This is a genomic window from Stenotrophomonas sp. Steno-Z2 (assembly GCF_056393235.1).
In genome coordinates this window covers 900,723-926,338 of the sequence record NZ_JBWJOY010000001.1, presented here as the reverse complement: position 1 = coordinate 926,338, position 25,616 = coordinate 900,723, and the positions used below count along the sequence as shown (strand labels likewise).

Annotated in this window: 22 protein-coding genes; 14 read left to right on the top strand and 8 right to left on the bottom strand. The window is 70.6% G+C overall.

The annotated features are described in order from the left end of the window. Positions 1-22 precede the first annotated feature (22 nt). From AC06FP_RS04155 to AC06FP_RS04130, 6 genes are all read right to left on the bottom strand, one after another. Entirely contained in the window at positions 23-964 is a 942-nt protein-coding gene (locus AC06FP_RS04155) for a ribokinase (RefSeq protein WP_478074597.1), read from the bottom strand. Next, positions 961-2,244, bottom strand: a complete 1,284-nt coding sequence (locus AC06FP_RS04150; protein ID WP_478074596.1) for a serine hydrolase domain-containing protein — start codon at positions 2,242-2,244, stop codon at positions 961-963. The genes AC06FP_RS04155 and AC06FP_RS04150 overlap by 4 nt, the downstream gene beginning before the upstream one ends. Positions 2,245-2,467: 223 nt before the next feature. Further along, a complete protein-coding gene (locus tag AC06FP_RS04145) occupies positions 2,468-4,660 on the bottom strand; it encodes a TonB-dependent receptor (protein WP_478074595.1) in 2,193 nt (730 codons plus the stop codon). A gap of 258 nt (positions 4,661-4,918) precedes the next feature. Beyond that, complete coding sequence (locus tag AC06FP_RS04140; RefSeq protein WP_478074594.1) at positions 4,919-5,800, bottom strand: LysR family transcriptional regulator; 882 nt, start codon at positions 5,798-5,800, stop codon at positions 4,919-4,921. A gap of 85 nt (positions 5,801-5,885) precedes the next feature. Further along, positions 5,886-8,309, bottom strand: a complete 2,424-nt coding sequence (locus AC06FP_RS04135) for a sodium:solute symporter family protein (protein WP_478074593.1) — start codon at positions 8,307-8,309, stop codon at positions 5,886-5,888. A 25-nt stretch (positions 8,310-8,334) separates the two neighbouring features. Further along, positions 8,335-9,198, bottom strand: a complete 864-nt coding sequence (locus AC06FP_RS04130) for an HpcH/HpaI aldolase/citrate lyase family protein (protein WP_478074592.1) — start codon at positions 9,196-9,198, stop codon at positions 8,335-8,337. Positions 9,199-9,341: 143 nt separating this feature from the next. Here AC06FP_RS04130 and xth point away from each other — a divergent pair, with 143 nt between their 5' ends. Next, positions 9,342-10,115 (top strand): exodeoxyribonuclease III, encoded by a 774-nt coding sequence (gene xth, locus AC06FP_RS04125; protein WP_478074591.1) that lies wholly within the window; start codon positions 9,342-9,344, stop codon positions 10,113-10,115. Between the two features lie 54 nt (positions 10,116-10,169). Here xth and AC06FP_RS04120 read toward each other — a convergent pair whose 3' ends face one another. Continuing rightward, positions 10,170-10,424: a GlsB/YeaQ/YmgE family stress response membrane protein gene (locus AC06FP_RS04120; protein WP_104939941.1), complete on the bottom strand. Its 255-nt coding sequence runs from the start codon at positions 10,422-10,424 to the stop codon at positions 10,170-10,172. Between the two features lie 96 nt (positions 10,425-10,520). On the opposite strand from AC06FP_RS04120, the gene AC06FP_RS04115 reads away from it, so the two are divergent. Continuing rightward, positions 10,521-11,108 (top strand): 4'-phosphopantetheinyl transferase family protein, encoded by a 588-nt coding sequence (locus AC06FP_RS04115; protein WP_478074750.1) that lies wholly within the window; start codon positions 10,521-10,523, stop codon positions 11,106-11,108. Between the two features lie 22 nt (positions 11,109-11,130). Beyond that, entirely contained in the window at positions 11,131-11,790 is a 660-nt protein-coding gene (rsmG, locus tag AC06FP_RS04110) for a 16S rRNA (guanine(527)-N(7))-methyltransferase RsmG (protein WP_478074590.1), read from the top strand. A gap of 210 nt (positions 11,791-12,000) precedes the next feature. Here rsmG and AC06FP_RS04105 read toward each other — a convergent pair whose 3' ends face one another. Beyond that, positions 12,001-12,582 carry a hypothetical protein gene (locus tag AC06FP_RS04105; RefSeq protein ID WP_478074589.1) on the bottom strand — a complete coding sequence of 194 codons (582 nt, stop codon included), beginning with the start codon at positions 12,580-12,582 and terminating at the stop codon, positions 12,001-12,003. Between the two features lie 614 nt (positions 12,583-13,196). Between AC06FP_RS04105 and AC06FP_RS04100 the strand changes: the two genes are divergently transcribed. The 11 genes from AC06FP_RS04100 (at position 13,197) to AC06FP_RS04050 (ending at position 25,531) form a co-directional block, all read left to right on the top strand. Beyond that, positions 13,197-13,994, top strand: coding sequence for a ParA family protein (locus AC06FP_RS04100; RefSeq protein ID WP_456117493.1), 798 nt, complete (start codon positions 13,197-13,199; stop codon positions 13,992-13,994). Continuing rightward, entirely contained in the window at positions 13,994-14,908 is a 915-nt protein-coding gene (locus tag AC06FP_RS04095) for a ParB/RepB/Spo0J family partition protein (protein ID WP_478074588.1), read from the top strand. Before AC06FP_RS04100 ends, AC06FP_RS04095 begins: the two co-directional genes overlap by 1 nt. 33 nt (positions 14,909-14,941) lie before the next feature. Then, positions 14,942-15,244, top strand: a complete 303-nt coding sequence (locus AC06FP_RS04090; RefSeq protein WP_478074587.1) for a helix-hairpin-helix domain-containing protein — start codon at positions 14,942-14,944, stop codon at positions 15,242-15,244. A 169-nt stretch (positions 15,245-15,413) separates the two neighbouring features. Next, complete coding sequence (locus AC06FP_RS04085; protein ID WP_478074586.1) at positions 15,414-16,379, top strand: SDR family NAD(P)-dependent oxidoreductase; 966 nt, start codon at positions 15,414-15,416, stop codon at positions 16,377-16,379. A gap of 72 nt (positions 16,380-16,451) precedes the next feature. Then, positions 16,452-17,174 carry a glycosyltransferase family 2 protein gene (locus tag AC06FP_RS04080; protein WP_456117489.1) on the top strand — a complete coding sequence of 241 codons (723 nt, stop codon included), beginning with the start codon at positions 16,452-16,454 and terminating at the stop codon, positions 17,172-17,174. 2 nt (positions 17,175-17,176) lie between these two features. After that, entirely contained in the window at positions 17,177-17,509 is a 333-nt protein-coding gene (locus tag AC06FP_RS04075) for a lipid-A-disaccharide synthase N-terminal domain-containing protein (protein WP_456117488.1), read from the top strand. Between the two features lie 141 nt (positions 17,510-17,650). Further along, positions 17,651-19,438 (top strand): DUF885 domain-containing protein, encoded by a 1,788-nt coding sequence (locus AC06FP_RS04070; RefSeq protein ID WP_478074585.1) that lies wholly within the window; start codon positions 17,651-17,653, stop codon positions 19,436-19,438. 208 nt (positions 19,439-19,646) lie between these two features. After that, entirely contained in the window at positions 19,647-20,030 is a 384-nt protein-coding gene (locus AC06FP_RS04065) for a hypothetical protein (protein WP_478074584.1), read from the top strand. 53 nt (positions 20,031-20,083) lie between these two features. Further along, positions 20,084-21,355 carry a TolC family protein gene (locus AC06FP_RS04060; protein WP_478074583.1) on the top strand — a complete coding sequence of 424 codons (1,272 nt, stop codon included), beginning with the start codon at positions 20,084-20,086 and terminating at the stop codon, positions 21,353-21,355. Continuing rightward, complete coding sequence (locus AC06FP_RS04055; RefSeq protein ID WP_478074582.1) at positions 21,352-22,338, top strand: efflux RND transporter periplasmic adaptor subunit; 987 nt, start codon at positions 21,352-21,354, stop codon at positions 22,336-22,338. Before AC06FP_RS04060 ends, AC06FP_RS04055 begins: the two co-directional genes overlap by 4 nt. 19 nt (positions 22,339-22,357) lie before the next feature. Next, positions 22,358-25,531: an efflux RND transporter permease subunit gene (locus AC06FP_RS04050; RefSeq protein WP_478074749.1), complete on the top strand. Its 3,174-nt coding sequence runs from the start codon at positions 22,358-22,360 to the stop codon at positions 25,529-25,531. Positions 25,532-25,616 lie beyond the last annotated feature (85 nt).

The window sequence follows — 25,616 nt, the reverse complement described above, 5'->3', positions numbered from 1 at the left end:
CATCCAACGGAAACTGAAAGGGTCAAAGCGCGCACCACGCCGCCAGCGCGGCATGGGCGTCGGGGCCGGGAACGCGCGCGGCGTCGGCCAGCAGGGCGGCAACCTCCGCATGGCCGGGGATGCTGGACTGCGCGCCCAGCCGGGTGCAGGCCAGCGCGGAGGCGGCGCTGGCGGCGAGCAGCGCCTGCGGCAGCGCCTGCCCGCGCGCCAGCGACGCCACCAGGGTGCCGCAGAACGTATCGCCGGCGGCGGTGGTATCGACCGGCGCGATGGCGAACGCCGGCTGCAGCAGGATGCGGCCTTCGCTGCGCGCCAGGCAGCCGCGCGCGCCGAGGGTGACGATCACGCACGGCACGTCCAGCCGCGCCAGGCCGCTGGCCAGGTCCGGCGGCTGGCCGGCCACCACGTCCAGCTCGCCTTCGTTGACGATCAGCAGGTCCAGCGCGGCCAGCAGGTCGGCCGGCAGCGGCTGCGCCGGCGCGGCATTGAGCGCCACCCGGACCCCGGCCGCGCGCGCGGCCCGGGCGTGGGCCAGCACGGTGGGCAGCGGCGTTTCCAGCTGCAGCAGCAGCCACTGCACGCCGTCCAGCGGCGGCAGGTGCGCGGGCTGCAGCGCCATGTTGGCGCCGGGGGCGACGGTGATGGCGTTCTCGGCGTCGTCGGACAGGCAGATGAAGGCGGTGCCGGTCGGCAGCTGCGTGTCGCGCACGATGTGCGGCCGCACGCCGGCATCCGCCAGCGAGGCTTCGATGGGCCTGGCGAAGTCGTCCGCCCCCAGCGCCAGCAGCATGCGCGTATCGGCGCCGCCGGCGCGCGCGCAGGCCACCGCCTGGTTGGCGCCCTTGCCGCCGGGGAAGGTCTGGAAACCGCGGCCGAGCACGGTCTCGCCCGGCGCCGGCACATGCGCCGCGCGCACCACGAAATCGAGATTGGCCGAGCCGGCGACGAGGACGGTGGAGCTCATGGAAGGGCCTGGTAGACGAGGTTGTAGAAGCGGGTCGACGGCGACGCCAGCGGCCGCTCGCCGCCGGGCAGGTACTGCAGCATCAGGATCGCGACCAGCCGTTCGTGGCGGTCGATGGTGAAGTAGGTCGAGGCGGCGCCGGACCAGCCGAACTGGCCCACGCTGCCCAGCCTGCCGCGCGCGGCCGGATCGGTGACGACATAGCCGCCCAGCCCGAAACCTTCGCCCGGCCCCTGGCTGGGCACCGCCGGCGCGAAACCGCCGAGCTGGTCGGCCATCATCAGCTCGACGGTCTTGCGCGACAGCAGCTGCCGCCCGTTGCCGCGGCCCTCGTCGAGCAGCATGCGCGCGAACCTGAGGTAATCGGCGGCGGTGGAATACAGGCCGCCGGCGCCACTGTCGTAGCCCTTCAGGCGCACGCCCGGACTGCGCGCGCTGGCGGTGTCGGCCACGCGCAGGCTGCCGTCGTCGTTGCCGGTGGGCAGTTCGACCACGCGCCCGCGCTGCGCGGCCGGCACCTCGAAGCCGGTGTCGCGCATCGCCAGCGGATCGAAGATGCGCTGCTGCAGGAACCGCGCGAACGGCTGGCCGCTGGCCACTTCCACCACCCGCGCCAGCAGCTCGGTATTGCTGCCTTCGTAATGGAAATGCGTGCCGGGCGCGTCGGCCAGCGGCACGGCGGCCAGGCGCGCGGCCACGTCTTCCAGCGAGGTGGCGCTGTCGACGTCGGCGGCGGTCAGCAGCCGGGTCGCGGTCGGGTGCGTGTCCGAGGCCGCGGCCAGGCCGCTGGTGTGGGTCAGCAGGTGGCGCAGGGTGATCGCCCTGGGCGACGGCGCCAGCTGCGGATGCGCGGGGTCGCCGCCAATCACCACCTGGCGGTCGGCGAATGCCGGCAGGTAGCGCGCCAGCGGGTCGTCCAGCGAGAGCCTGCCTTCCTCCATCAGCATCAGCACCGCCACCGAGGTCACCGGTTTGGTCATCGAGTAGATGCGGAAGATGGCGTCCTCATCCAGCGGCCGCGTGCCGGCGCTGTCGGCATGGCCCCAGTGGCCATGGAAGACCACGCGGCCCCGGTGCTCGACCATGGCCACCGCGCCGGGGAAGCGGCCGGGCCCGGTACTGGCCTGCAGGAAATCGTCCAGCCGCTGCCAGCGGTCGTCGGCGTGGGCCCCGGCCGGCACGATGCAGCAGGCCGCCAGCAGCACGGACAGCAGCCAGCGCGATGGTGACTGCCCTGCCGGGGAGGCTGCGGTGCCGGTTGTGGGTGCGGTGGGGTGCATGCTGCTGTTCCGTGGGGCCGGTGGTGCGGGCGCGGGAGGGAGCGGGGCGTGCGTCGTCGCCGGATGCGCGTTGCCGGACCAGCCTAGACGCAGGGCGCGCCGGCGCAAAGGGAAGTCCGCTTGCTTCAGGCCACAGCAATGCCGGGGTGATGCCGGCCCGCGCCCCGCCGTGCAAACGAAAGCGGCGTCCCGGTGAACCGGGACGCCGCCGGGCGTGCAGCGATCAGAACTTGATGCTGTGGGTCAGCGAGATCATGCGGCCGCGGCCGGACCAGTAGTTCTGCCAGCCGGGCAGCTGCGACCAGCTGAGGATGTACTGCTTGTCGAACAGGTTCTCGATGCCCAGCGCCAGCTTGCCGTAGCGGCCGGTGTCGTAGTTCACGACCAGGTCGAACAGCACGTAGCCCTGGGTGTGTTCCTCATTGCGGAACACCTCGCCGTCGCTGGCGCGGGTGTGGGTGGCGCGCAGGTCGCGGTCGAGCAGCTTGGTGGCGCCCAGGGTGACATTGGCCTCGGGGACGAAGTTCCAGGTCACCGACGCGCCGATCTTGTCCGGGTTGATGTCCAGCACGCCCATCTTCTTGATCAGGCCCGAGCCGGGGTAGTACTCGGTGGTGCCGCGGATGCGCGAGTAGATCGCCGTCGCCTTCCACGCGTCATTGAAGCGCCACTCGCCGTTGGCCTCGAAGCCCTTGATGCGGGTCGGCGCGCGGCTGAGGATGAAGTCGTTGCTGCGCGGGTCGATGGCCAGCGAGGTGCCGAACTCGGAGCGGCTGTCGTAATAGGACATGCCCAGCGCGCCGCGGTTGCCGCGCCAGTTGAAGCCGTACTCGCGGTTGTCGACGATGATCGCCTGCAGGTCGGCGATGCGGTCCACCGACTGGCCCGGCACGTTGATGTTGCGCAGCGGGATGCCGATGTTGGGCAGGCCGAAGCCCTCGCCGTAGGAGGCGAACACCGACAGTTCGTCGGTCACGCGCCAGATCGCGCCGAGGTTCTTCATGTTCTCGGTGTACTTGAGCCCGCCGCCCTGCACGAACACGCTGTTGCGGTAGGCCGTGGTGGTGTAGCTGTCGACCTTGAGCTCGCCGTCCTCGCGGCGCAGGCCGCCGCTCAGGGTCACCGGGCCGATGTCCCAGGTCAGCTGGGCGTAGGGCGCGGTGCTGGTGTACTTCATCGGCGGCACCCACAGGCGGTCGGTCAGCGCCAGCCGCTGCGCGGCCTCGTCCTTGACCAGGTCCACGCCGGCGCGCAGCTGCAGGCCTTCCACGCCGAACACGTCGCCGCGGGTCCACGAGGTACGCAGGCCCTGCTTCTTCGAGGTGATCTCGGACTGGTCGTAGATGCGCTGGCTCTCGTCGAAACCGGGGCCGACCTTGACCAGCTGCTTGTCGTCGCCGTTCTCCGGCAGGTAGCGCATGGCCTGGTCGGCCCAGTAGTAGTCGGCCACCAGGGTGCCGCCGAACAGGTCGCCGTTGCTGTAGTTGACCGCGAACTGGGTGAAGTCGTTGAACTCGGCCAGCGAGCCGGCGATGGCGCCGCGCTCGGAGGTGTTGGTGGTCGGCACCGGGCACGACACCGGGTCGTAGCGGCAGCCCTCGACCTGGTGGTAGTTGGCCTTGCCTTCGATCTTGAAGCGGCTGTAGCTGGCCTGCAGGCGCTGCGCGCCGGACTCGCCGAAGTTGTAGCCGGCCTTCAGGAACAGGTTGCGCGCTTCCGAATCGGAGGTGGAACCGCTGGTGTTCATGCCGATGCGGCGGCCGTTGCCGTCGTAGGAGATGCCGCGGTCGATGTACGAGGCGCTGAGCAGCGCGTCGAAGTCGTCGCCCTTGTAGGCATGGTTCACGCCCAGCTTCCAGCCGGCGCTGTCGTCGCCGAACTGGGTGGAGTAGCGCGAGATCACTTCCGTCTCGTGGCCTTCGACGGTCGGCACCTTGGAGATGTAGTTGATGATGCCGCCGGCCGCGCCGATGCCTTCGGAGGCGGACGGGCCGTTGATGACCTCGATGCGGCCGACCACGCCCATGTCGGTGAAGGTGCCGTTGCGGTTGCCTTCGCGCAGCGGCGAACCCTGCGGGATGCCGTCGAACAGGCGCAGCGCGATGCGGCCGCGCAGGGTCTCGCCGGTGTTGCTCATGGCCTGCGAGGATTCGGCGTAGCCGGGCACGGTGCGCGCCAGCACCGCGGTCGCGTCCTCGGTCAGGCTCAGCGTGCGCTGCACTTCTTCCCTGGACACCAGGGTGATGGCGCCGGGGATCTTGTCGATGGCGGTGGCGGTGCGGGTACCGGTGACGATCACCTGGTCCAGGTCGACGGCCTTGTCGTCCTTCTTTTCCTGGGCGTCCTGCGCCCAGGCGGCGCCGGTCATGCCGGCGAGCAGGGCCATGCCGATGGCGGCCGGAAGTGGCTTGATCATTGATTCTCTCCCCCCGAAGTGGATTGCGGCGCCGACGACCGGGGAGTCGAACGTGCCGGATATCGCGTCCGGGCTTGCGCCCGCCGGGCCGGGGTGGAGGGCGACCCTCTACGGGGTCTGGCCACGCACCGGCCGGTCATGGCCGAAGACTAGGTGCGGCTTCATGACGATAGAAGCGCGGAATCGTATGTTCATTGCCTAGGATTTGTTGCGGGTCGGGCCGGTCCGCGCGGCGGCCGGCGGCCGGCGGCAGGCGCGCTAGGACCTGCCGGGCAACAGTTCGGCGCGGCTTTCTTCCAGCAGCGCGTTGACCTGGCGGATGCGCACCGACGACCGCGACCAGACCATGCCGATGCGGCGCGGCTCGCACGGCGCGGGCAGGGGCAGCCGCGCCACCGCCAAGCCCTCGGGCCACGGCCGCGCCCAGTCCGGCACCAGCGATACGCCCAGGCCGCGGTCCACCATCACCGCGATGGCGTTGAGCGCGTTGAGCTCGAATCGCTCGCGCGGCACGATGCCGACGCGGCGCAGGTATTCGTCGGCCTGGCGCCCGCCCCACTCGTGGCGGTCGTAACGGATCAGCGGTTCGTCGCGCAGCAGATCGTGCGGGTCGCGCCCGGCCAGCCGCGCCGGCGCCAGCACCACCATCGGTTCCTCGCGCAGCAGCTGCCAGTCGCAGGTCTTGGGCAGCGAGAACGGCGCCTGCAGCACCATCGCCGCGTCCAGGTCGCCGGCTTCCACCGCGCCATACAGGTCGGCCGAATAGCCGGGGCGGATGAACACGTTGATCTCGGGGAACTTGGCCACCATGCGCGCCAGGATGTCCGGCACCAGCCCGGCCAGCGCGGTCGGGCAGGCGCCCAGCCGCAGTTCGCCGGCCATGCCGCTCTCGTTGGCCACGCTGCGCAGGTCGGACACGTCGCGCAGCAGGTCGCGCGCGCGCTGCAGGATGCGCGCGCCCTCGGCGGTGACGCTGACCGTGCGCCCGGCGCGCGCGATCAGCGGCGCGCCGAGCTCGCGCTCCAGGGTGCGGATCTGCTGGGCGACCGCGGCCGGGGTGATGTGCAGCGAGCGCGCCGCCGCGGCCATCGAGCCGCGGTCGACCACGGTGACGAACGTATTGAGGAACTGGGTTTCCACGGCTATGCCCTCCGGGTCCCGGGCAACGCTACAGCAGGGCATGGCGCGCGGCATCCGACCAACGTCACGGTCGCGCGCCCGCCGTTCATGTGGCGTCCTGCCGGTAGATGGTCAGGCCCTTGAGCGAACGCGCCGGCGCCGGGAAGCACAGGCTGGCGAGGTAGCCGATCACGATGCACAGCAGGATCGAGATGCCCAGGTAGAAGTACGGGTGCACCAGGTCGAACGACCACGCCAGCAGGGTCAGCGCGATGCTGCCGGCGATGCCGATGGCTACGCCCGGCGAGTTGGCGCGGCGGGTGAACATGCCCAGCGTGTAGGCGCCGGCGAAGCCGCCGCCGAGCAGGCCGGCCAGTTCGATGGAGACGTCGAACAGCGAGTGGATGTCGTAGCGCGAGAGCACCAGCGCCAGGCCCATGCCGGCCAGGCCGACGACCACGGTCATGATCTCGGCGAAGCGCACGCTGCCGCGCTCGGTCGGGTTCCTGGCCAGCTTGTCGTAGAAGTCCACCGACAGCAGGGTGGCCACGCTGTTGATGATGCTCGACAGCGTGGACATGGCCGCGGCGAAGATGCCGGCGATGATCAACCCGGTCACGCCCGGCGGCAGCTCGGCGGCGATGAACAGCGGGAAGGTGGCGTCGATCGGCAGCAGCGGGTCCAGCCGGCCCGGGTTGTGCTTGTAGTACATCCACAGCGCGGTGCCGATGCTGTAGAAGATGAAGCCGCCGGGGATCATGATCGCGGCGAAGATCCAGATCGAGCGCCCGGCCTCCTTGTCCGACTTGGTCGCCAGCGTGCGCTGCATCAGCACCTGGTCCTTGGGGAAGGTCAGCACCACGTCGAACACGACCAGGAAGATGAAGCCCCACACCGTGGCCTTGGTCAGGTCGAAGCTGAAGTCCAGCAGTTTGGTCTTGTGCTCGGCCATCGCCGCTTCGCGGATGCCGTCGAAGTCGGCGCCCAGCGTCCACACGATGAAGCCGATGGCGAAGATCGCGCCGCCCATCTTCACGAACACCTGCACGAAGTCGGTCCACACCACCGCGCGCATGCCGCCCATCACCGTGTAGATGATGGTGAACACGCCCATGATCAGGATGCTCCAGACCACGTCGATGCCGGTGATGGTGGCGATCGCCAGCGCCGGCAGGAACAGGATCACGCTCAACCGGCTGCCGACCTGCATGGCGATGGCCAGCGCGCTGGCGAGCATGCGGATGGCCGGGTGGAAGCGCGTCTCCAGGTAGGAGAACACGCTCATCAGGTCCAGCCGCCGCAGCAGCGGCACGATCCACACCGCCACGAACATCAGGCCCAGCACCGCGACCAGGTTGTTGGTCAGGTACTGCCAGTTGGTCTCGAAGGCCTTGGCCGGGATGGCGATGAAGCTGATCGAACTGGTGTTGGTGGCGTACAGGCTGATGCCCGCGGCCCAGAACGGGATGCTGCGGCCGCCGACGAAGAACTCCGACTCCGAGGCGGTCTGGTCCTTCAGGTAGAAGTACACGCCGATGCCGATCATGCCGACCAGGTAGATGACGATCACGCTCCAGTCCAGCCAGCCGAGCAGGTGCTTGCCGCCCTGCACCTCGGCGTAGTGCACGGCGCCGTCGGCGCCGGCCCAGGCCAGGCCGTTGCCGCGCGCGACGATGGCCAGCGGTGCCGGCGCGGCCGCCGTGGCCGGCGCATCGAGCGTGGCCCAGGCGCTGGTGATGGTGTGGAAGGTGCGCAGGCGGGTGGCGCCGGCGTCGCGCACCAGCATCAGCAGGTGCGCCTGGCCGAGCGCGCGCAGCGAGCCGGGCAGGATGTGTCCTTCCGGTTCCGGTGCCTGCCGCCAGCCCTGGTCCACGGTCCAGCGCCACAGCGCGTCGCCGGTCGCATCGCCGATGACCGCGTACAGGCCGTTCTTCTGGCCCTGCAGCGCCACCAGCGGACCCGGCGCCGGCCAGGCCGGCTGCGCCTGCCAGCCGCCGGCCTCGGCCGCCAGCGCATGCCGGTAGAGCCGCATCGAACCATCGGCGCCGGTGCCGGCCGCGTACAGCACGTCGCCGAGCGCGGCCACCTGCGCCTGGCGCAGCGCCACCGGCAGGGCGAGCGTGCGCCCCAGCGCCAGGCTGTCGCCCTGCAGGCGCACGCCCTGCAGGCGGTCGCTGCCGTCGGCGGTGCCGCGCAGCAGCCAGGTCTGGCCGCCGGCGTTGACCGCCATGCGGACGTCGGCGGTGGCCCCGGCCGGCGCCAGCGTCAGCGGCTGCCAGGCCTTGCCGTCGCTGGCCAGTGCCCAGGCCTTGCCGGCGGACAGCACGACGTCGCGGCCGTCGACCACCAGCAGCCGTGGCTGGTCGGCGCCGGCCGGCAGCGGCGCCAGGCTTCCGGAAGCCACGGTGCTCAGGTTTTCCGCCGCCGCGGTGCCGCCCAGCGCCAGCAGCGCCGTCGCCGCGAACAGGCGCAGGCCGCGCAGCAGGCGTCGGGGCAGGGAGGGGGCGGGCGCAACTGCGGGTATCGACATCGACGTGGCTCGGCAGGGCAGGGGGTCAGGAAGCGGTGCGCGTACCGCCGGCGGCGGCCAGCAGCGCCTCGGCGCGACGCAGGAAGGGCAGGTCGATCATGCGTCCCTCGAACAGGAACGCGCCACGGCCCTGCGCGGCCGCGGCCGTGGCCGCGGCGACGATGCGGCGCGCCTCGGCGAGCGCCGCGTCGGAGACGCCGAAAACCGCGTTGGCCAGGCCGACCTGGCGCGGGTGGATGCAGCTCTTGCCGATGAAGCCCAGGTCGCGGGCCATCGTCACCTCGGCACGGAAGCCCTCCTCGTCGCCGACATCGGGGAAGGCGCCATCGCAGGCGAACACGCCGGCCTCGGCCGCGGCCAGGCGCAGCGCGAACAGGGTGGCGTGGACGTTGGCGGGGGTGCGGGCGATGCCGTTGGGCGCGAACAGGTCGCCCAGCCCGAGCTGCAGGCCGGCCACGCGCGGATGCGCGGTGGCCAGGTCGGCGGCCAGGCGCAGGCCGCGCGGCGTCTCGATATTGAGCAGCAGGCTGATCGGGCGCGCGACGCCGTTGCCGGCCTCGGCGCGTTCCAGGGCCGCGGCGGCGTCGCGTACCTGCGCCACCGATTCGACCTTGGGCAGGTTGAGCAGCCAGACCGAGGGCAGCGCCACCGCCGCCAGGTCGGCGGCGAAATGGGCGGTATCCGTGCCGTTGCAGCGCACGATCAGCAGGCGGCCGCTGGCGGTGACGTCGTCGCGGCGGAGGAACGCGCCGACCTGCACCCGCGCGGCGGCCTTGCCGGCCTCCGGCACCGAATCCTCCAGGTCGAACGACAGGACATCGGCCGCGCCGGCCATCGCCTTGTCGAACAGTTCCGGGCGTGCGCCGGGCACGAACAGCTTGCTACGCATGGTTTCCCCTCATCCTGCGGGGCAGTCTGCGCGATTCGGAACGCTGAAAAAGTGCGTTCCCGGACATTCATGCGATAGCGTTTGTTTGCAATGCCCCCGTCCCCGCCGGCCCGGCGCGCGACGCCAGGCCGTAGAATCGCGCCATGAAAATCGCCTCGTGGAACGTCAATTCGCTCAATGTCCGCCTGCCGCACCTGGAACAGTGGCTGGCCGCTTTCGCCCCGGACGTGGTCGGCATCCAGGAAACCAAGCTGGAGGACCACAGGTTCCCGGACACGCGCCTGCTGGAGCTGGGCTACCGCAACGTGTTCGCCGGGCAGAAGACCTACAACGGCGTGGCGCTGCTGGCGCGCGACCCGATCGAGGACGTGCGGATCGGCATCCCCGGTTTCGACGACGAGCAGAAGCGGGCGATCGCCGGCACCGTCAACGGCGTGCGCGTGGTCAACCTCTACGTGGTCAACGGCCAGGACGTGGGCACCGAGAAGTACGCCTACAAGCTGCGCTGGCTGGAGGCGGTGCACGGCTGGATCGCCGCCGAACTGCTGAAATACCCGAAGCTGGTGGTGCTGGGCGACTTCAACATCGCCCCGGACGACCGCGACGTGCACGACCCGGCGGTGTGGAACGGCGACCACATCCTCACCTCCACCGCCGAGCGCGGCGCGCTGAACAAGCTGCTGCAGCTGGGGCTGCACGACGGCTTCCGCCTGCACAACGACGCGGGCGGCGTGTTCAGCTGGTGGGATTACCGCGCGGCCGGGTTCCGCCGCGACCTGGGCCTGCGCATCGACCTGACCCTGGTGTCCGAGGCGCTCAGGCCGCAGGCGGTGGCCGCCGGCATCGACCGCGAGCCGCGCACCTGGGACCGCCCCAGCGACCACGCGCCGGCCTGGGTGCAGCTGGCCCGCGACTGAAACGACGGAGCCCGGCCGTTGCCGGCCGGGCTCCGGGCCGCGCTGGCCCGCGGCTCAGCGGATGCTCTTGCGCGTGAACAGATTGACGATGGCCAGCAGGATCACCGCGCCGACCAGCGAGAGCAGGAACGAGCGCAGGGTGATGGCGCCGTTGATGCTGCCGCCGCTGAACAGGAAGCCGGCGATCATCGCGCCGATGATGCCCACCACGATGTTCAGGATGATGCCCTGCTGCGCGTCGCGGCGCATGATGAGGCTGGCCAGCCAGCCGACGACGCCACCCACGATCAACCAGATGATGATGCCCATGCCGATGTCTCCTTTCGTCGATGCACCCGGAGCGGTGCGACCGGTGCAGTCAAGACGATCGGGCGTGAAGCGGTTGTGGACCGGGGCCGCGCGCTGATGGAAGCGGTACGGGCCTGGCGGTTCGGGCAGGTGACGGTGTGGCAGCTGCCGCACGTGCCCGGCACCCGCGGCGAGCCGCAGGCGCGCGAACTGCTGGCGGCTGAACTGGGCGGCACCCCGCAGGCCCTGCCGCTGACCCGCGACGAGCGCGGCCGGCCCTGGCTGATCGGCGAGCTCTCGCACTACGGCACCGGCTGGAGCCACAGCGGCGGGCACCTGCTGGTGGCGCTGGGCGAACGCGCCCGGCTGGGCGTGGACCTGGAGCAGCAGCGCCCGCGCCGGCAGATGCGGCAGGTGATCGCCCGTTTCTTCCACCCCGACGAGATCGCCTGGCTGGACGGGCTGGACGATGCCGCCCGCGAACACTGGTTCTTCCGCGTCTGGTGCGCCAAGGAAGCCCTGCTCAAGGCGCACGGCTACGGCATTTCCTTCGGCCTGCACCGGCTGCGCTTCGCGCCCGGCGACGACGGCGCGCTGTACCTGGCCTGGTGCGACCCCGGGCTGGGCGAGGCCGCGCGCTGGCACCTGCACGAATGGCAGGCCGCGGCGGACTTCCGCGCCGCGCTGGCGTGGTACCCGTTCTGAAGCGCTCTGCGATAATTCCGCCATGACCGACACCTCCCTTCCGCCCGGCGTGGCCGATGAACTGCAGCGCGGCCTGCAGGCCATGGGCCTGGACGCCGCGCTGGCGCCGCCACTGCTGGCCTACCTGGCGCTGCTGGTGCGCTGGAACCGCACCTACAACCTCACCGCCATCCGCGACCCGCACGAGATGGTCACCCGCCACCTGCTCGATTCGCTGGCGATGGTGCCGCACATCGAGTCCGGCACCCTGGCCGACCTCGGCACCGGCCCGGGACTGCCCGGCATCCCGCTGGCCATCGCCCGCCCGCAGCTGCGGGTGACGCTGGTGGAGAGCAACGGCAAGAAGGCGCGCTTCCTGCGCGAGGCCGTGCGCCAGCTCGGCCTGGACAACGCCCGCGTGGCCGAATCCCGCGCCGAGGCGCTGGACGAGCCGGCCGCCTACGACAACCTGACCGCCCGCGCCATGGACACCCTGGCCGGCATCGTCGCGGTCGGCGGCCACCTGCTGCGCCCCGGCGGCCACCTGCTGGCGATGAAGGGCGTGCACCCGCACGATGAGATCGCCGCGCTGCCCGCCGACTGGCGCGTGCTGGACGTCCGCCCGCTGCAGGTGCCGGGCCTGGTGGGCGAACGCCACCTGGTGGTGTGCAGCCGCGGGAACACTGGGCAGGACGGCGCGTAAGCCACCCTCGACGCGCTCAGGTATCGGCGCTTCCGTCCGTCTCGAGCCGCGCCGGGGGCAGCGGTTGCTGGATCGGCAGCTATCGTTCCCGCTGAGAGCCGGCGCCCGGGTTGCCTGCAGCTCAATGTGGCGGAGAACCCGGCCTCCACGAGTGGATAGCCAGGAAGAGGCTCCGTCCGCGCGCCGACAGGTTCCCAGGGTGCCTGTCAGCTAATGGCAGGCCGAGAGCTCCTCATGCAATCCGTTCATGCCCCTGACCTTGGCAAGTTCGGCTGATTTCGAGCGATATCCGATGGCCTGCGTGCAATCGGCATAGCCGTTGGCCAGGAGTACACCGATGACATCAGAGCTGCCTTCAAGAATGGCGGTAGCCATGGCATCGGTGTGGCCCGGGGTGTGATAACCAGGGGGTACGCCAAGTTTCAAAATGGTCTGCGCTGACCTTGGGCTGTTGCACAGGGCCGCAGCGGCCAGGACAGCAAATTTCTGCTCTGTGGAAACATCGAACAGAACTCCGTCAGAGATGCGCTCCACCAGCTCGGCATCGTCGTAAGCGACGGCGATCTTTGAAATGGCCTCGTAATTGTCTCGTACCTGGTCCGCATTGCCTTCCAGGATGGCTGCCCAGGGAGCGCCGTCCGCCCGGGCCCTTTTGCCGACGATCGTCAGGATTGGCGAGGCTTCATAGCTGCCGTCCGTCTCCACGATTTCCCGGCAGGGGTACGCGCCGGCCAGGATGGGTTGGCCACAAAGCCAGAAGAACAAAGAGACCGCCACTGCCCGGGGGATCATTCGCCACCTCCATAACCTTAGCCTGGCCGGATTCCCGGGCAGGTACTCATCGCCCGGGGAGGGCACATCATTCCCGCATCGGCCCCGGCAGGTTGCCCACGTCTGCCAAGGCTTGCGGCCCGCCGCGCCCGGGTTGGGCACGCCTTGACGCTCAAGGAATTCATTGCCTGGGTTTCCCCTGCGCGACCGCTTCAGGCCGTTGCCCGCGCCGGCTCACCGGATCATACCGTTGAAGCGATGGGGTCCACCTGGAGTCCGGCCGCAGGCGCTGCAAAGTTCCCCCCTGCAGGTCTGGTGGGCAGGACCGATACCTCGTCCGCATCGGGGTGACACCATTCGTCCGGCTCGTGAGCACGGGCGGGCCTTGCCAAGGTGCCATGTGTGATTCCCGCGCCACCCACGCGCTGCAGGACCGTACGGTATCCACAAGGACGAAGACGCCGTTGGTCGTCTGGCAATCCTGGAATCCGCCACGGCCCATCGCCCGGCCTGGCGGGTCCGGCCGCAGGGTCCCCGGGGCGCCATAGTCTGTTCGCTGGCCCGGATTTCCCCGATCCGGCCCCCAGCCCGCATAATGCCCAGTCCCAACCTTCCAGCCCATGAGGCCCACCCGCATGGCTCGCATCATCGCCATCGCCAACCAGAAAGGCGGCGTCGGCAAGACCACCACCGCCGTGAACCTGGCCGCCGCCCTTGCCGCAGCGCCCCGGCGCGTGCTGCTGGTCGACCTGGATTCGCAGGGCAACGCGACCATGGGCAGCGGCGTGGACAAGCGCGAGGTCGCGGCCTCCACCTGCGACCTGCTGCTGGGTGAGAGCGGCGCGGCGGACATCCGGGTGAAGGCGCCGGAAGGCTACGACCTGCTGCCGGGCAACATCGACCTGACCGCGGCCGAGATCCAGCTGATGGAGCAGGAAGGCCGCGAGCAGCGGCTCAAGCGCGCGCTGGCGCCGATCCGCGGCGAATACGACTTCATCCTGATCGACTGCCCGCCGGCGCTGTCGCTGCTGACGCTCAACGCGCTGGCCGCCGCCGACTCGGTGCTGGTGCCGATGCAGTGCGAGTACTACGCGCTGGAAGGCCTGAGCGCGCTGGTGGAGACCATCGAGGCGCTGCGCGCCAGCCTGAACCCCAGCCTGGAAATCGAAGGCGTCCTGCGCACCATGTTCGACGTGCGCAACAACCTGGCCAATGCGGTGTCGGCCGAGCTCACCGAGCATTTCGGCGACCGCGTGTTCCGCACCATCGTGCCGCGCAACGTGCGCCTGGCCGAGGCGCCGAGCCATGGCCAGAGCATCGTCGGCTACGACCGCACCTCGCGTGGCGGCGTGGCCTACCTCGGTCTGGCCGGAGAGCTCATCCGCCGCACCGATGAACGCAACAGGGCCGTCAGGGCCATGGAGGCTGTCTGATGAGCGCTGCAAAGAAACGTGGGCTGGGCCGTGGCCTGGACGCGCTGCTGGGTCCCAAGGGCGCGGTGACGCCGGTATCGGTGGCCGCCGTGGCCGAGCCGCAGCCGGGCGAAGTGCTGCGCAAACTGCAGATCGACCTGCTGCAGCCGGGCAAGTACCAGCCGCGCCGCGAGATGGACGAGGCCAAGCTGTCCGAGCTGTCCGAGTCGATCAAGGCGCAGGGCGTGATCCAGCCGATCCTGGTGCGCCAGGTCGAGGGCGGCAAGTACGAAATCGTCGCCGGCGAACGCCGCTGGCGCGCCTCGCGCCTGGCCGGGCTGGACGAAGTGCCGGTGGTGGTGCGCGAGCTGGAAGACCGCACCGTCATCGCGATGGCGCTGATCGAGAACATCCAGCGCGAGGACCTCAACCCGCTTGAAGAAGCCGAGGCGCTGCAGCGGCTGATCTCCGAGTTCTCGCTGACCCATGCCGAGGCCGCGCAGGCGGTGGGCCGCTCGCGCGCCTCGGTGTCCAACCTGCTGCGCCTGATCGACCTGCCCGTCGGCGTGCGCGTGCTGCTGGAAAGCCGCCGCCTGGAAATGGGCCACGCCCGCGCGCTGCTGACGCTGGCGCCGGAGCTGGCGACCAAGCTGGCGCAGGACGCCGCCGACGAGGGCTGGTCGGTGCGCGAGGTCGAACACCGCGCCCAGCAGTTCGCCGCCGGCAAGGTGCCGGGCGCGCGCAACGCCAAACCCGCGCCGGCCGCGCCGCAGGCCGACATCGCTTCGCTCGAGACCGAGCTGTCCGAAACGCTGGGCACCAAGGTCGCGATCAACCACGGCCGCGGCGGCAAGGGCAGGCTGGTCATCCACTACACCGACCTGGACACGCTCGACGGCGTGCTGGAAAGGCTGCGTACCCGTCGGCAAGGCTGACGTCCCCCTCCCCTCCGAGGTGCATGCAAGGCAATGAACCCCACCAAGGTCGACCGCAATCACCTGTTGCGTCTGACCGACCTGCCGAATGTCGGGCCGGCCTGTGAAAAGGATCTCCGTCTGATCGGGATCCGGGTTCCCGCGCACCTGCGCGGGCGCGATCCCTACGACATGTACGCGCAGCTGTGCCTGAAGACGGGGGTGGTGCACGACCCCTGCGTGATCGACGTGTTCCTGTCGATCGTGCGCTTCATGGCCGGGGAGGCGCCGCAGCCGTGGTGGGCCTTCAGCGCCGAGCGCAAGCAGGCGCTGGCCAAGGATCCAATGACGCTGTAGAGCCGTTCCCTTCTCCCAGTGGGAGTAAGGTGCCCCGAGGGGGCGGATGAGGGTGCAAGCGAAGCCCTTTGCAACCGATTGATTGTGAGGCTTCGCTCCGTACCCTCTCCCCCAACCCCTCTCCCGGAGGGAGAGGGGCCTACTTCCAGCAATGTCCGGAAACATATAGATGACCGTCCTCGTCACCGGCGCCGCCGGCTTCATCGGCGCCTACACCTGCCAGGCCCTGGCCGCGCGCGGCGAGCGCGTGGTCGGGCTGGACAACTACAACGATTACTACGACCCGCGGATCAAGCGCGACCGCGTCGCCGCGCTGTGCCCGCAGGTCGACATCCGCGCGCTGGACCTGACCGACCGCGACGGCCTGGCCGCGCTGTTCGACGAGATCCGCCCCACGCGGGTGATCCACCTGGCCGCGCAGGCCGGCGTGCGCTACTCGCTGCAGAACCCGCATGCCTACGTCGACAGCAACCTGGCCGGCTTCGTCAACATGCTGGAGCTGTGCCGCCACCGCGGCGTGCAGCACCTGGTCTATGCCTCGAGCAGTTCGGTCTACGGCGATTCGGCCACCCCGCCGTTCTCCGAGGACCAGCGCGTGGACCAGCCGCGCTCGCTGTACGCGGCGACCAAGGCCGCCAACGAACTGATGGCCCATACCTACGCGCAGCTGTATGGCCTGCGCGCCACCGGCCTGCGCTTCTTCACCGTGTACGGCCCCTGGGGCCGGCCGGACATGGCGCCGCTGCTGTTTTCGCGCGCGGTGCTGGCCGGGCGGCCGATCGAGGTATTCAACCAGGGCCGCATGCGCCGCGACTTCACGCATGTTTCCGACATCGTCGCCGGTATCCTTGGCGCGCTCGACCACCCTTCGGAGGACGCCGTGCCGCACCGGGTATTCAACCTCGGCAACCACACGCCGGTGGAGCTGGAGCGCTTCATCGAGGTGATCGCCACGGCCGCCGGCCGCCCCGCGCAGAAGGTCTACAAGCCGATGCAGCCGGGCGACATGGTGGAGACCATGGCCGACACCGCGCGCGCGCGCGCCGCCTTCGGCTTCGACCCGGTCACGCCGATCGAGGCCGGGCTGCCGCCGGTGGTGGCCTGGTGCCGCGATTACTTCGGCGACGCGGCCTGACTCATCTTCCATCAAGCCGCGCACTGGAAAATGCGCGGTCTTTTTCCCCAGGGCACGAACGGATCCCCCGCGATGAACCAACCCGCACTTTCGGTGGTCGTCCCCGTCTTCAACGAACGCGACAACGTCGCGCCCCTGGTCGGCGAGATCACCGCCGCGCTGCGCGGGCGGGTGGACTTCGAGATCGTCTACGTCGATGACCACTCCAGGGACGACACCCTGCAGGTGCTGCGCTCGCTCAAGGCCGCCAACCCGGAACTGCGCGTGCTGCACCACGTGAACCAGAGCGGGCAGAGCACCGCCGTGCGCACCGGGGTGAAGGCCGCGCGCGCGCCGTGGATCGCCACCCTCGACGGAGACGGCCAGAACGACCCGGCCGACATCCCGAAACTGCTGGCCGCGCGCGATGCCGCCGCGCCCGAGGTGAAGCTGTTCGCCGGCTGGCGCGTCAACCGCCAGGACTCCGGCTCCAAGCGCTGGGCCAGCCGCTGGGCCAACCGCATCCGCGCGCGCATGCTGCGCGACGACACCCCCGACACCGGCTGCGGCATCAAGCTGTTCGAGCGCGCGTCCTTCCTCGACCTGCCGTACTTCGACCACATGCACCGCTACCTGCCGGCGCTGATGCAGCGCGCCGGCTGGAAGACCGTGAGCGTGCCGGTCAACCACCGCCACCGCACCGCCGGCGTGTCCAAGTACAACAACCTCGGCCGTGCCCTGGTCGGCATCCGCGACCTGCGCGGGGTGGCCTGGCTGATCGTGCGCAGCAAACGCACGGCGGTGGAGGAGCTCTGAGCATGGACTTCATGAACCAGCCGCTGCCCTGGCTGGAGTGGACCGGCGTGCACATGTCGCCGTGGAAGCTGATCGGCCTGACCGGCACCCTGATGTTCGGCGGCCGCTGGCTGGTGCAGTTCGTCGCCAGCAAGCGCCAGGGCAGGCCGGTGATCCCGCGCCTGTTCTGGTACATGAGCATCTTCGGCAGCCTGATGACGCTGAGCTACTTCATCTTCGGCAAGAACGACGCGGTGGGCATCCTGGGCAACCTGTTCCCCACCTTCACCGCGCTGTACAGCCTGTACCTGGACATCCGCCACCGCGGCTGGAAGCGGGACAAGGCCGGGCACTGAGCGCGCAGGCGCGCGACGGGGCCCTGCCGGCATCGCCTGAGGGCAGCGGCCTGCGCTGCCACGGGCAGGACTTTTGAACCATGCACCGGCTGCCTGCCGGTGACATGATCCGGGTCTGTTTCCCCGAAGAGTCCGCCGTTCGTGAAGACCGCCCTGTCCGCCGCCCTGCTGCTCGCCCTTGCCCTGCCGGGCGCCGTCGTCCACGCCGCGCCCGCGAAGGCGTCCGCGCCCGCCACGCTGGCCGCGCAGAATGCCGATGCCCGGTTCAAGGCGATCTACGAGAAGGAATGGGCCTGGCGCCAGGCCGGTGGCGGCGAGGCCAGCGAGGACGAGGACGGTCCGGCCAACGCCACCCGCCTGCCGGACGTCGGCCCGCAGGCGCAGCAGGCCCGGCTCAAGGTCTGGGACGAGGTGCTCGGGCAGCTCAGGACCATCGACCCGGCCACGCTCTCGGCCGAGAACCAGGTCAACTACGCCATCTACCGCTACCAGGTGGAGAACCTGGCCGACGCGGTGCGCCTGCGCACCTACGAGATGCCGTTCAATTCGGACTCCTCGTTCTGGTCGAACCTGGGCTTCATGGCCCGGCGCGAGATGAAGACCGCGCAGGACTACCGCAACTACATCGCGCGCCTGAACGACGTGCCGCGCTACTTCGACCAGCAGACGGCCAACATGCGCGCCGGCCTGGAGCGCGGCTTCAGCGTGCCGCGCGCGGTGCTGGAAGGTCGCGACGTGTCGATCTCGACCGTGGCCGAACTCAAGGACCCCACCGAATCGCCACTGTATGCGCCGTTCAGGAAACTGCCGGCCAGCATTTCCGCCGACGAGCAGCAGAAGCTGCGCGAGGAGGCGCGGCAGGCGATCGGCGGCAGCGTGATCCCCGCTTTCGGCAAGCTGCTGGCGTTCTTCCGCCAGGAATACGTGCCGCAGGCGCGTACCACCCTGGCCGCCGAGAAGATGCCCGGTGGCGAGGCGTTCTACCGCCAGCAGATCCGCGAGTACACCACGCTGGACATGAGCCCGCAGCAGATCCACGCGCTGGGCCTGAGCGAGGTCAACCGCATCCAGCAGGAGATGAACGCGATCATCGACAAGGTCGGCTTCAAGGGAAAGAGCGAGCAGACCCGCTTCGCCGATTTCCTCGAATTCCTGCGCACCGACCCGCAGTTCTACGCCAAAACCCCGGAAGAGCTGCTGTGGCGCGCGGCGTGGATCTCCAAGCGTGTGGACGGGGTGATCGGCAAGTTCATGACCCTGCCGCGCGCGCGCTTCACCATCGTGCCGGTGCCGCCGGACATCGCCCCGTTCTGGACCGCCGGCCGCGGCGGCATGGGCACTTACTGGGTCAACACCTACAACCTGCCGGCGCGCCCGCTGTACAACCTGCCGGCGCTGACCCTGCACGAATCCGACCCGGGCCATGCGCTGCAGGGCGCGCTCGCCGCCGAGCAGGGCGAGCAGCCGGACTTCCGCCGCGGCGCCTATATTTCCGCCTACGGCGAGGGCTGGGGGCTGTACAGCGAGAAGCTCGGCATCGAGATGGGCATCTACGAAACCCCGTACGAGGATTTCGGGCGCCTGACCTACGAGATGTGGCGCGCCTGCCGCCTGGTCATCGACACCGGCGTGCACCACTACGGCTGGAGCCGCGAGCGCGCCATCGCCTACCTGCGCGACCACACCGCGCTGAGCGAGCATGAAGTAACCACCGAGGTGGACCGCTACATCTCCTGGCCGGCGCAGGCGCTGAGCTACAAGCTGGGCGAGATCACCATCGTCAGGCTGCGCGCGCAGGCCGAGAAGGAACTGGGCGACAAGTTCGACGTGAAGTCCTTCCACGACGCCGTGCTGCGCCAGGGCTCGGTGCCGCTGCCGGTGCTGGAGCGCCAGATCAAGGCCTACATCGAGGAACGCAAGAAGGCCTGAGGCGGTCGTGCGTGGCGGCCCCAAGGAGCGTCAGCACGCCGTAACCTCGTAGGAGCGACTTCAGTCGCGACCGGCGCTTTCCCGGCGAAGCGCATCGCGGCTCAGGTTTCTCCTGCGATCCGGATGCGGCCAGCGCAGGGAGTCCGCACGTTCCCCGCGCGACCCCTGCGATTGTGTAACGCGACATGCCGCGGCTACCCTGCCGCGCATGATCGCGTTCCTGCGCCGCCGCCCGCCGTCGCTGCTGCTCCGCCTGCTGGTGCTGGCGGTGGTCGCGCTCGGCACCGCCGGCGGCACGCTGGCCTCGGCGCTGGGCGAGCTGCACGCGATGAGCCACACCGATCATCCGGCCACCGTGCACGACCCGGTGCTGGAAGCCGATACCGGCCACGACGAAGCCGACGGCAGCGCCCGCCTGCTGCACGCGCTCGTGCATTGCGGCCACTGCCATGGCCACGGCGGCGTGTTGCCGTTCGCCGCGGTGGCCTGGGACGTGGCGATGCCGCCGGCCGCCACCGGCGCCACCGCGCACGACACCCACTGGCGCCCGGCGCCCACCGAAAGCCTGCTGCGCCCTCCGATTCCGGGCTGATCCCGCGTCCGCCGCGCGGACCTTGATCCCTTCCCGAAAACCGGAGATTCCCCATGTGGAAACGCCTGGCCGCGCTCGCGGCCCTGGCGGTCGCACCGTGCGCCATCGCGCAGGTGCCATCGTCGCCCGCACCCCTGACCCTGGACGAGGCGGTCAGCCGCGTCGCCCGCACCCATCCCGACCTGCGCTTGCCCGAGCTGCGCCGCGCCGCCGCCCAGGCCCGCCATGATGGCGCCGGCCTGAAGCCGCCGCTGGTGTTCGGCGTGGACATCGAGAACGCACTGGGCAGCGGCGACAGCCGCGGCTTCGACGCCGCCGAGGTCGCCGTCTCGCTGGCCGGCGTGCTCGAACGCGGCGGCAAGCTCGATGCGCGCCGCGCGCTGGCGCAGGCCAACATCGACGCGCTGGCCCCGCAGCGCGAAATCACGCGCCTGGACCTGATGGCCGAAGTGGCGCGCCGCTACCTGGCCATCACCGCCGCGCGCGGTCAGCAGCGGATCGCGCTGGACGACATCGAGCAGCGCCGCCGTGCGGTCGCCGCCGCGCGCCTGCGCCTGCAGGCCGGCGCTTCGCCCGCGTCCACGCTGATGACCGCGCAGGCGGCGCTGGCCCAGGCCGAACTGGACCGCGACCGCGCCGGGGAAGCCGAGCGCGCCGCGCGCCTGGCGCTCGCTGCGTTGTGGAACGCGCGCGAAGCGGACTTCGCCGCGGTCAGCGGCGATCCGCTGCGGCTGCCGGCGCTGCAGGATTTCCAGCAGCTGGCGACGCTGCTGTCCGACACGCCGGAACTGGCCGCCATCGCCGGCGAGGCGCGCGTGCGGCAGGCGCAGCTGCAGCTGGCGCGCAGCCAGCTGCGCGGCGATCTGTCCTGGCAGCTGGGCGTACGCAACGACCGCGCGAGCAATGACACCGCGCTGGTCGGCGGCTTCAGCCTGCCGCTGGGCAGCGCCCGCCGCGCCGGGCCGGAGATCCGTGCCGCCGAGGCCGAACTGGCGATGAGCGCGGTGGAACGCGAAGCGCGCGCGCTGCAGCTGTACGCCACGCTGGCCGAAGCGCATGGCCGTTACGGCACCGCGCGGCTGGAAGTGGCGCGCATGGACAGCGACGTGCTGCCGCAGCTGCAGCGTGCCGAGAAGGCCGCCGAAACCGCCTGGCGCGCCGGCGCCATCAGCTACCTGGAATGGGCGCAGCTGCAGGCCATGCGCATCGAGGCGCGGCAACGCCAGCTCGATGCCGCGCTCGCCGCGCAGACCGCCCTGATCGAAATCCAGCGCCTGACCGGGCAGCCCCTGGTCGCCACCGCTTCCGAAGGAAACACGCCATGAAGGCTTCCCTGCATTTTTCCCCGATGTTCCGCTTGGCCGCGCTGGCCGTGCTGCTGGCCGCGCTCGCCGGCTGCGGCGGCGATCCCGCCGCTACCGGCAAGGACGCCGCCCAAGACAGCCACGGCCATGCCGAAGGCGAGGGCGAGGACCACGCGGACAACGCGCCCGAACAGACCACCATCCCCGCCGCGCGCGCCAAGGCCGCCGGCATCGTCAGCGCCGCCGTCGGCCCGGGCACCATCGCCGACGAGCACGACGTGCAGGGCCTGCTGGCGCCGATCGACGGGCGCATGGCGCAGGTCACCGCGCGTTTCCCCGGCCCGATCCGCGCGCTGCGGGCCAACGTCGGCGACCGCGTGCGCGCCGGCCAGCCGCTGGCCAGCATCGACAGCAACCTGAGCCTGACCACCTACGCCATCAGCGCGCCGATCTCCGGCGTGGTGCTGTCGCGCCAGGCGCAGGTGGGCGGGGTCGCCGGCGAGGGCCAGCTGCTGTTCGAGATCGGCGACCTCTCGCAGCTGTGGGTGGACCTGCACATCTTCGGCGCCGATACCCAGCACATCACCGCCGGCGTGCCGGTCACCGTGACCCGCATGACCGATGGCGTCAGCCAGACCACCACGCTCGAACGTGTGCTGCCGGGCACCGCAACCGCCAGCCAGAGCACGGTGGCGCGCGCCACCGTGGACAATGCCGACGGCCTGTGGCGCCCGGGTGCGGCGGTGCGTGCGCGCATCGTCGTGGCCAGCACGCCGGCCGACGTGGTGGTGCCGCTGGGCGCGCTGCAGAGCATGGACGGCCGCGACGTGGTGTTCGTGCGCAACGGCGAGACCTACCAGGCGCGCCCGGTCGCGCTCGGCGCGCGCGATGCGCGGCAGGTGGCGGTAAGCGCCGGCCTGCAGGCCGGCGAAGAGGTGGTCGTCGAACAGAGCTATACGGTGAAGGCCGACATCGGCAAGGCGGGGGCAGGCCATGAGCACTGACCTCGCGCCGCGCGCCGGCCTGCTCGAACGCATCATCGGCGCGGCCATCGCCCACCGCTGGCTGATGCTGCTGCTCACCGCCGCGCTGGTGCTGCTCGGCGCCTGGAGTTTCACCCGCCTGCCGATCGACGCCACGCCCGACATCACCAACGTGCAGGTGCAGATCAACACCGCCGCGCCGGGCTATTCGCCGCTGGAAACCGAACAGCGCATCACCTTCCCGGTGGAGACGGCGCTGGCCGGGTTGCCGAAGATGGAGAACGTGCGCTCGCTGTCGCGCTACGGGCTGTCGCAGGTGACGGTGGTGTTCGCCGACGGCACCGACCTGTACTTCGCCCGCCAGCAGGTGGCCGAACGCCTGCAGCAGGCGCGCTCGCAGATCCCGGACGGCCTGGACCCGCAGCTCGGGCCGATCGCCACCGGCCTGGGCGAGATCTTCATGTACACCATCGACGCCGACCCGGGGGCGCGCAAGGCCGACGGCAGCGCGTATACCGCCACCGACCTGCGCACCCTGCAGGACTGGGTGATCCGCCCGCAGCTGCGCAACGTGCCCGGCGTCACCGAGGTCAACACCATCGGCGGTTTCCAGCGCCAGGTGCACATCACCCCGGACCCGGCAAAGCTGCGCGCGCTGGGCTTCACCCTGGAGGACGTCGCCGCCGCGGTCGAGGCCAACAACCAGAACGTCGGCGCCGGCTACATCGAGCGCAACGGCCAGCAGTTCCTGGTGCGCGTCCCCGGCCAGGTCGCCGACCTGGAGCAGATCGGCAATATCGTGCTCGACCGTCGCGAAGGCGTGCCGATCCACGTGCACGACGTCGCCACGGTGGCCGATGGCCCGGAACTGCGCAGCGGCGCGGCCACCCAGAACGGCCACGAAGTGGTGATGGGCACGGTGGTGATGCTGGTCGGCGCCAACAGCCGCGCCGTGGCGCAGGCCGCGGCGGCGAGGCTGGCGCAGGCGCAGCGCAGCCTGCCCGAGGGCGTGACCGTCACCGCCAGCTACGACCGCACCGCGCTGGTGGACCGCACCATCCAGACCGTGGCCAAGAACCTGCTGGAAGGTGCGCTGCTGGTCATCGTGGTGCTGTTCCTGCTGCTGGGCAATTTCCGCGCGGCGCTGATCACCGCCGCGGTGATCCCGCTGGCGATGCTGTTCACGTTGACCGGCATGGCGCGCGGCGGCGTGTCGGCCAACCTGATGAGCCTGGGCGCGCTGGATTTCGGCCTGATCGTGGACGGCGCGGTGATCATTATCGAGAACTGCCTGCGCCGCTTCGGGCAGTGCACGCATGCGCTGGGCCGGGCGATGACCCGCGCCGAACGCTTCGCCGAAACCGCCGCGGCCACCGCCGAGGTGATCCGCCCCAGCCTGTTCGGCCTGGGCATCATCACCGCCGTGTACCTGCCGATCTTCGCCCTCACCGGCGTGGAAGGGAAAATGTTCCACCCGATGGCGATCACCGTGGTGCTGGCGCTGAGCGGGGCGATGCTGCTGTGCCTGACTTTCGTGCCGGCGGCGATCGCGCTGTTCCTCGGCGGCCGCGTGCAGGAGCAGGAGAACCGGCTGATGGCCTGGCTGCGCCGGCGCTACCAGCCGCTGCTGGACCTGGCCCTGCGCCGTGGGCGCTGGATGGTGGCCGGCGCGCTGGCGCTGGTGGTCGGCTGCGGCCTGCTGGCAACAAGGCTGGGCAGCGAATTCGTGCCCAACCTCGACGAGGGCGACGTGGCGATGCACGCCATGCGCATACCCGGCACCAGCCTGACCCAGTCGGTGCGGATGCAGCAGCAGATCGAGCTGCGCCTGCTGCAGTTCCCGGAAGTGGCCAAGGTGTTCTCCAAGATCGGCACGCCGGAAGTGGCGTCCGACCCGATGCCGCCGTCGGTGGCCGACACCTTCATCATGATGAAACCGCGCGGGCAGTGGCCGGACCCGCGCAAGCCGCGCGCAAGCCTGCTGGCCGAGCTGGAAGAAGCGGTGGAGGAACTGCCGGGCAACAACTACGAGTTCACCCAGCCCATCCAGATGCGCATGAACGAGCTGATCTCCGGCGTGCGCGCCGACGTGGCGGTGATGCTGTACGGCGACGACCTGGACACGCTGATGGATGTCGGCCGCCGCATCGAGAAGGTGGCCGCGGCCGTGCCCGGCGCCGCCGACGTGCGGCTGGAGCAGACCAGCGGCCTGCCGCTGCTCACCGTCACCCCGGACCGGCAGAAACTCGCCGGCTATGGCCTCAACCCGGGCCAGGTGCAGTCCACCGTGGCCACCGCGGTGGGCGGGCAGGTGGCGGGGCAGCTGTTCGAGGGCGACCGCCGCTTCGACATCGTGGTGCGCCTGCCCGAGGAACTGCGCCAGGACCCGGCGGCGCTGGCGGACCTGCCGGTGTCGCTGGAAACCGCGCTGGCCAGCGGCAACGCCGACGAACTGAGCCGCGGCGGCGCCGCCGGCGCGCTCACCGGCAACCCGCGCACGGTGCCGCTGCGCGAACTGGCGCGCATCGAAACCAGCGAAGGCCCGAACCAGATCAACCGCGACAACGGCAAGCGCCGCATCGTGGTCACCGCCAACGTGCGCGACCGCGACCTGGGCGGCTTCGTCGCCGACCTGCAGCAGGCCATCGACGCCCGCGTGCCGCTGCCACCCGGTTACTGGATCGACTATGGCGGCAGCTTCGAGCAGCTGATCTCGGCCAGCCGGCGCCTGGCGGTGGTGGTGCCGGCGACGCTGGCGCTGATCTTCGCGATGCTGTTCTGGGCGTTCGGCTCGGGCAAGGATGCGGCCATCGTGTTCAGCGGCGTGCCGCTGGCGCTGACCGGCGGCGTGCTGGCGCTGGCGCTGCGCGGCATCCCGCTGTCGATCTCGGCCGGCGTCGGCTTCATCGCGCTGTCCGGCGTGGCGGTGCTCAACGGCCTGGTGATGATCAGCTTCGTGCGCAGCCTGCGCGAGCAGGGGCGGCCGCTGTCCGAAGCGGTGCGCGAAGGCGCGCTGGGCCGCCTGCGGCCGGTGCTGATGACCGCGCTGGTGGCCTCGCTCGGCTTCGTGCCGATGGCCTTCAACGTCGGCGCCGGCTCGGAAGTGCAGCGCCCGCTGGCCACGGTGGTGATCGGCGGCATCGTGTCCTCCACGCTGCTGACCCTGCTTGTGCTGCCGGTGCTGTACCGCTGGCTGCATCGCGCGGAGCGGTAAGCCATGGCCTCCCCGCCGGCCGCGCAGCGTCGCGCCGGCGGGGCAGGGCGCGGCGGAAAGGTGCGCGGATGAACTGCCGGCCGTC

What these genes read in the sequence shown, in the direction of transcription:
- AC06FP_RS04155 (WP_478074597.1), bottom strand. Translation starts at nt 964, where the DNA reads ATGAGCTCCACCGTCCTCGTCGCCGGCTCGGCCAATCTCGATTTCGTG.
- AC06FP_RS04150 (WP_478074596.1), bottom strand. Translation starts at nt 2,244, where the DNA reads ATGCACCCCACCGCACCCACAACCGGCACCGCAGCCTCCCCGGCAGGG.
- AC06FP_RS04145 (WP_478074595.1), bottom strand. Translation starts at nt 4,660, where the DNA reads ATGATCAAGCCACTTCCGGCCGCCATCGGCATGGCCCTGCTCGCCGGC.
- AC06FP_RS04135 (WP_478074593.1), bottom strand. Translation starts at nt 8,309, where the DNA reads ATGTCGATACCCGCAGTTGCGCCCGCCCCCTCCCTGCCCCGACGCCTG.
- AC06FP_RS04130 (WP_478074592.1), bottom strand. Translation starts at nt 9,198, where the DNA reads ATGCGTAGCAAGCTGTTCGTGCCCGGCGCACGCCCGGAACTGTTCGAC.
- xth (WP_478074591.1), top strand. Translation starts at nt 9,342, where the DNA reads ATGAAAATCGCCTCGTGGAACGTCAATTCGCTCAATGTCCGCCTGCCG.
- AC06FP_RS04120 (WP_104939941.1), bottom strand. Translation starts at nt 10,424, where the DNA reads ATGGGCATCATCATCTGGTTGATCGTGGGTGGCGTCGTCGGCTGGCTG.
- AC06FP_RS04115 (WP_478074750.1), top strand. Translation starts at nt 10,521, where the DNA reads ATGGAAGCGGTACGGGCCTGGCGGTTCGGGCAGGTGACGGTGTGGCAG.
- rsmG (WP_478074590.1), top strand. Translation starts at nt 11,131, where the DNA reads ATGACCGACACCTCCCTTCCGCCCGGCGTGGCCGATGAACTGCAGCGC.
- AC06FP_RS04105 (WP_478074589.1), bottom strand. Translation starts at nt 12,582, where the DNA reads ATGATCCCCCGGGCAGTGGCGGTCTCTTTGTTCTTCTGGCTTTGTGGC.
- AC06FP_RS04100 (WP_456117493.1), top strand. Translation starts at nt 13,197, where the DNA reads ATGGCTCGCATCATCGCCATCGCCAACCAGAAAGGCGGCGTCGGCAAG.
- AC06FP_RS04095 (WP_478074588.1), top strand. Translation starts at nt 13,994, where the DNA reads ATGAGCGCTGCAAAGAAACGTGGGCTGGGCCGTGGCCTGGACGCGCTG.
- AC06FP_RS04090 (WP_478074587.1), top strand. Translation starts at nt 14,942, where the DNA reads ATGAACCCCACCAAGGTCGACCGCAATCACCTGTTGCGTCTGACCGAC.
- AC06FP_RS04085 (WP_478074586.1), top strand. Translation starts at nt 15,414, where the DNA reads ATGACCGTCCTCGTCACCGGCGCCGCCGGCTTCATCGGCGCCTACACC.
- AC06FP_RS04080 (WP_456117489.1), top strand. Translation starts at nt 16,452, where the DNA reads ATGAACCAACCCGCACTTTCGGTGGTCGTCCCCGTCTTCAACGAACGC.
- AC06FP_RS04075 (WP_456117488.1), top strand. Translation starts at nt 17,177, where the DNA reads ATGGACTTCATGAACCAGCCGCTGCCCTGGCTGGAGTGGACCGGCGTG.
- AC06FP_RS04065 (WP_478074584.1), top strand. Translation starts at nt 19,647, where the DNA reads ATGATCGCGTTCCTGCGCCGCCGCCCGCCGTCGCTGCTGCTCCGCCTG.
- AC06FP_RS04060 (WP_478074583.1), top strand. Translation starts at nt 20,084, where the DNA reads ATGTGGAAACGCCTGGCCGCGCTCGCGGCCCTGGCGGTCGCACCGTGC.
- AC06FP_RS04055 (WP_478074582.1), top strand. Translation starts at nt 21,352, where the DNA reads ATGAAGGCTTCCCTGCATTTTTCCCCGATGTTCCGCTTGGCCGCGCTG.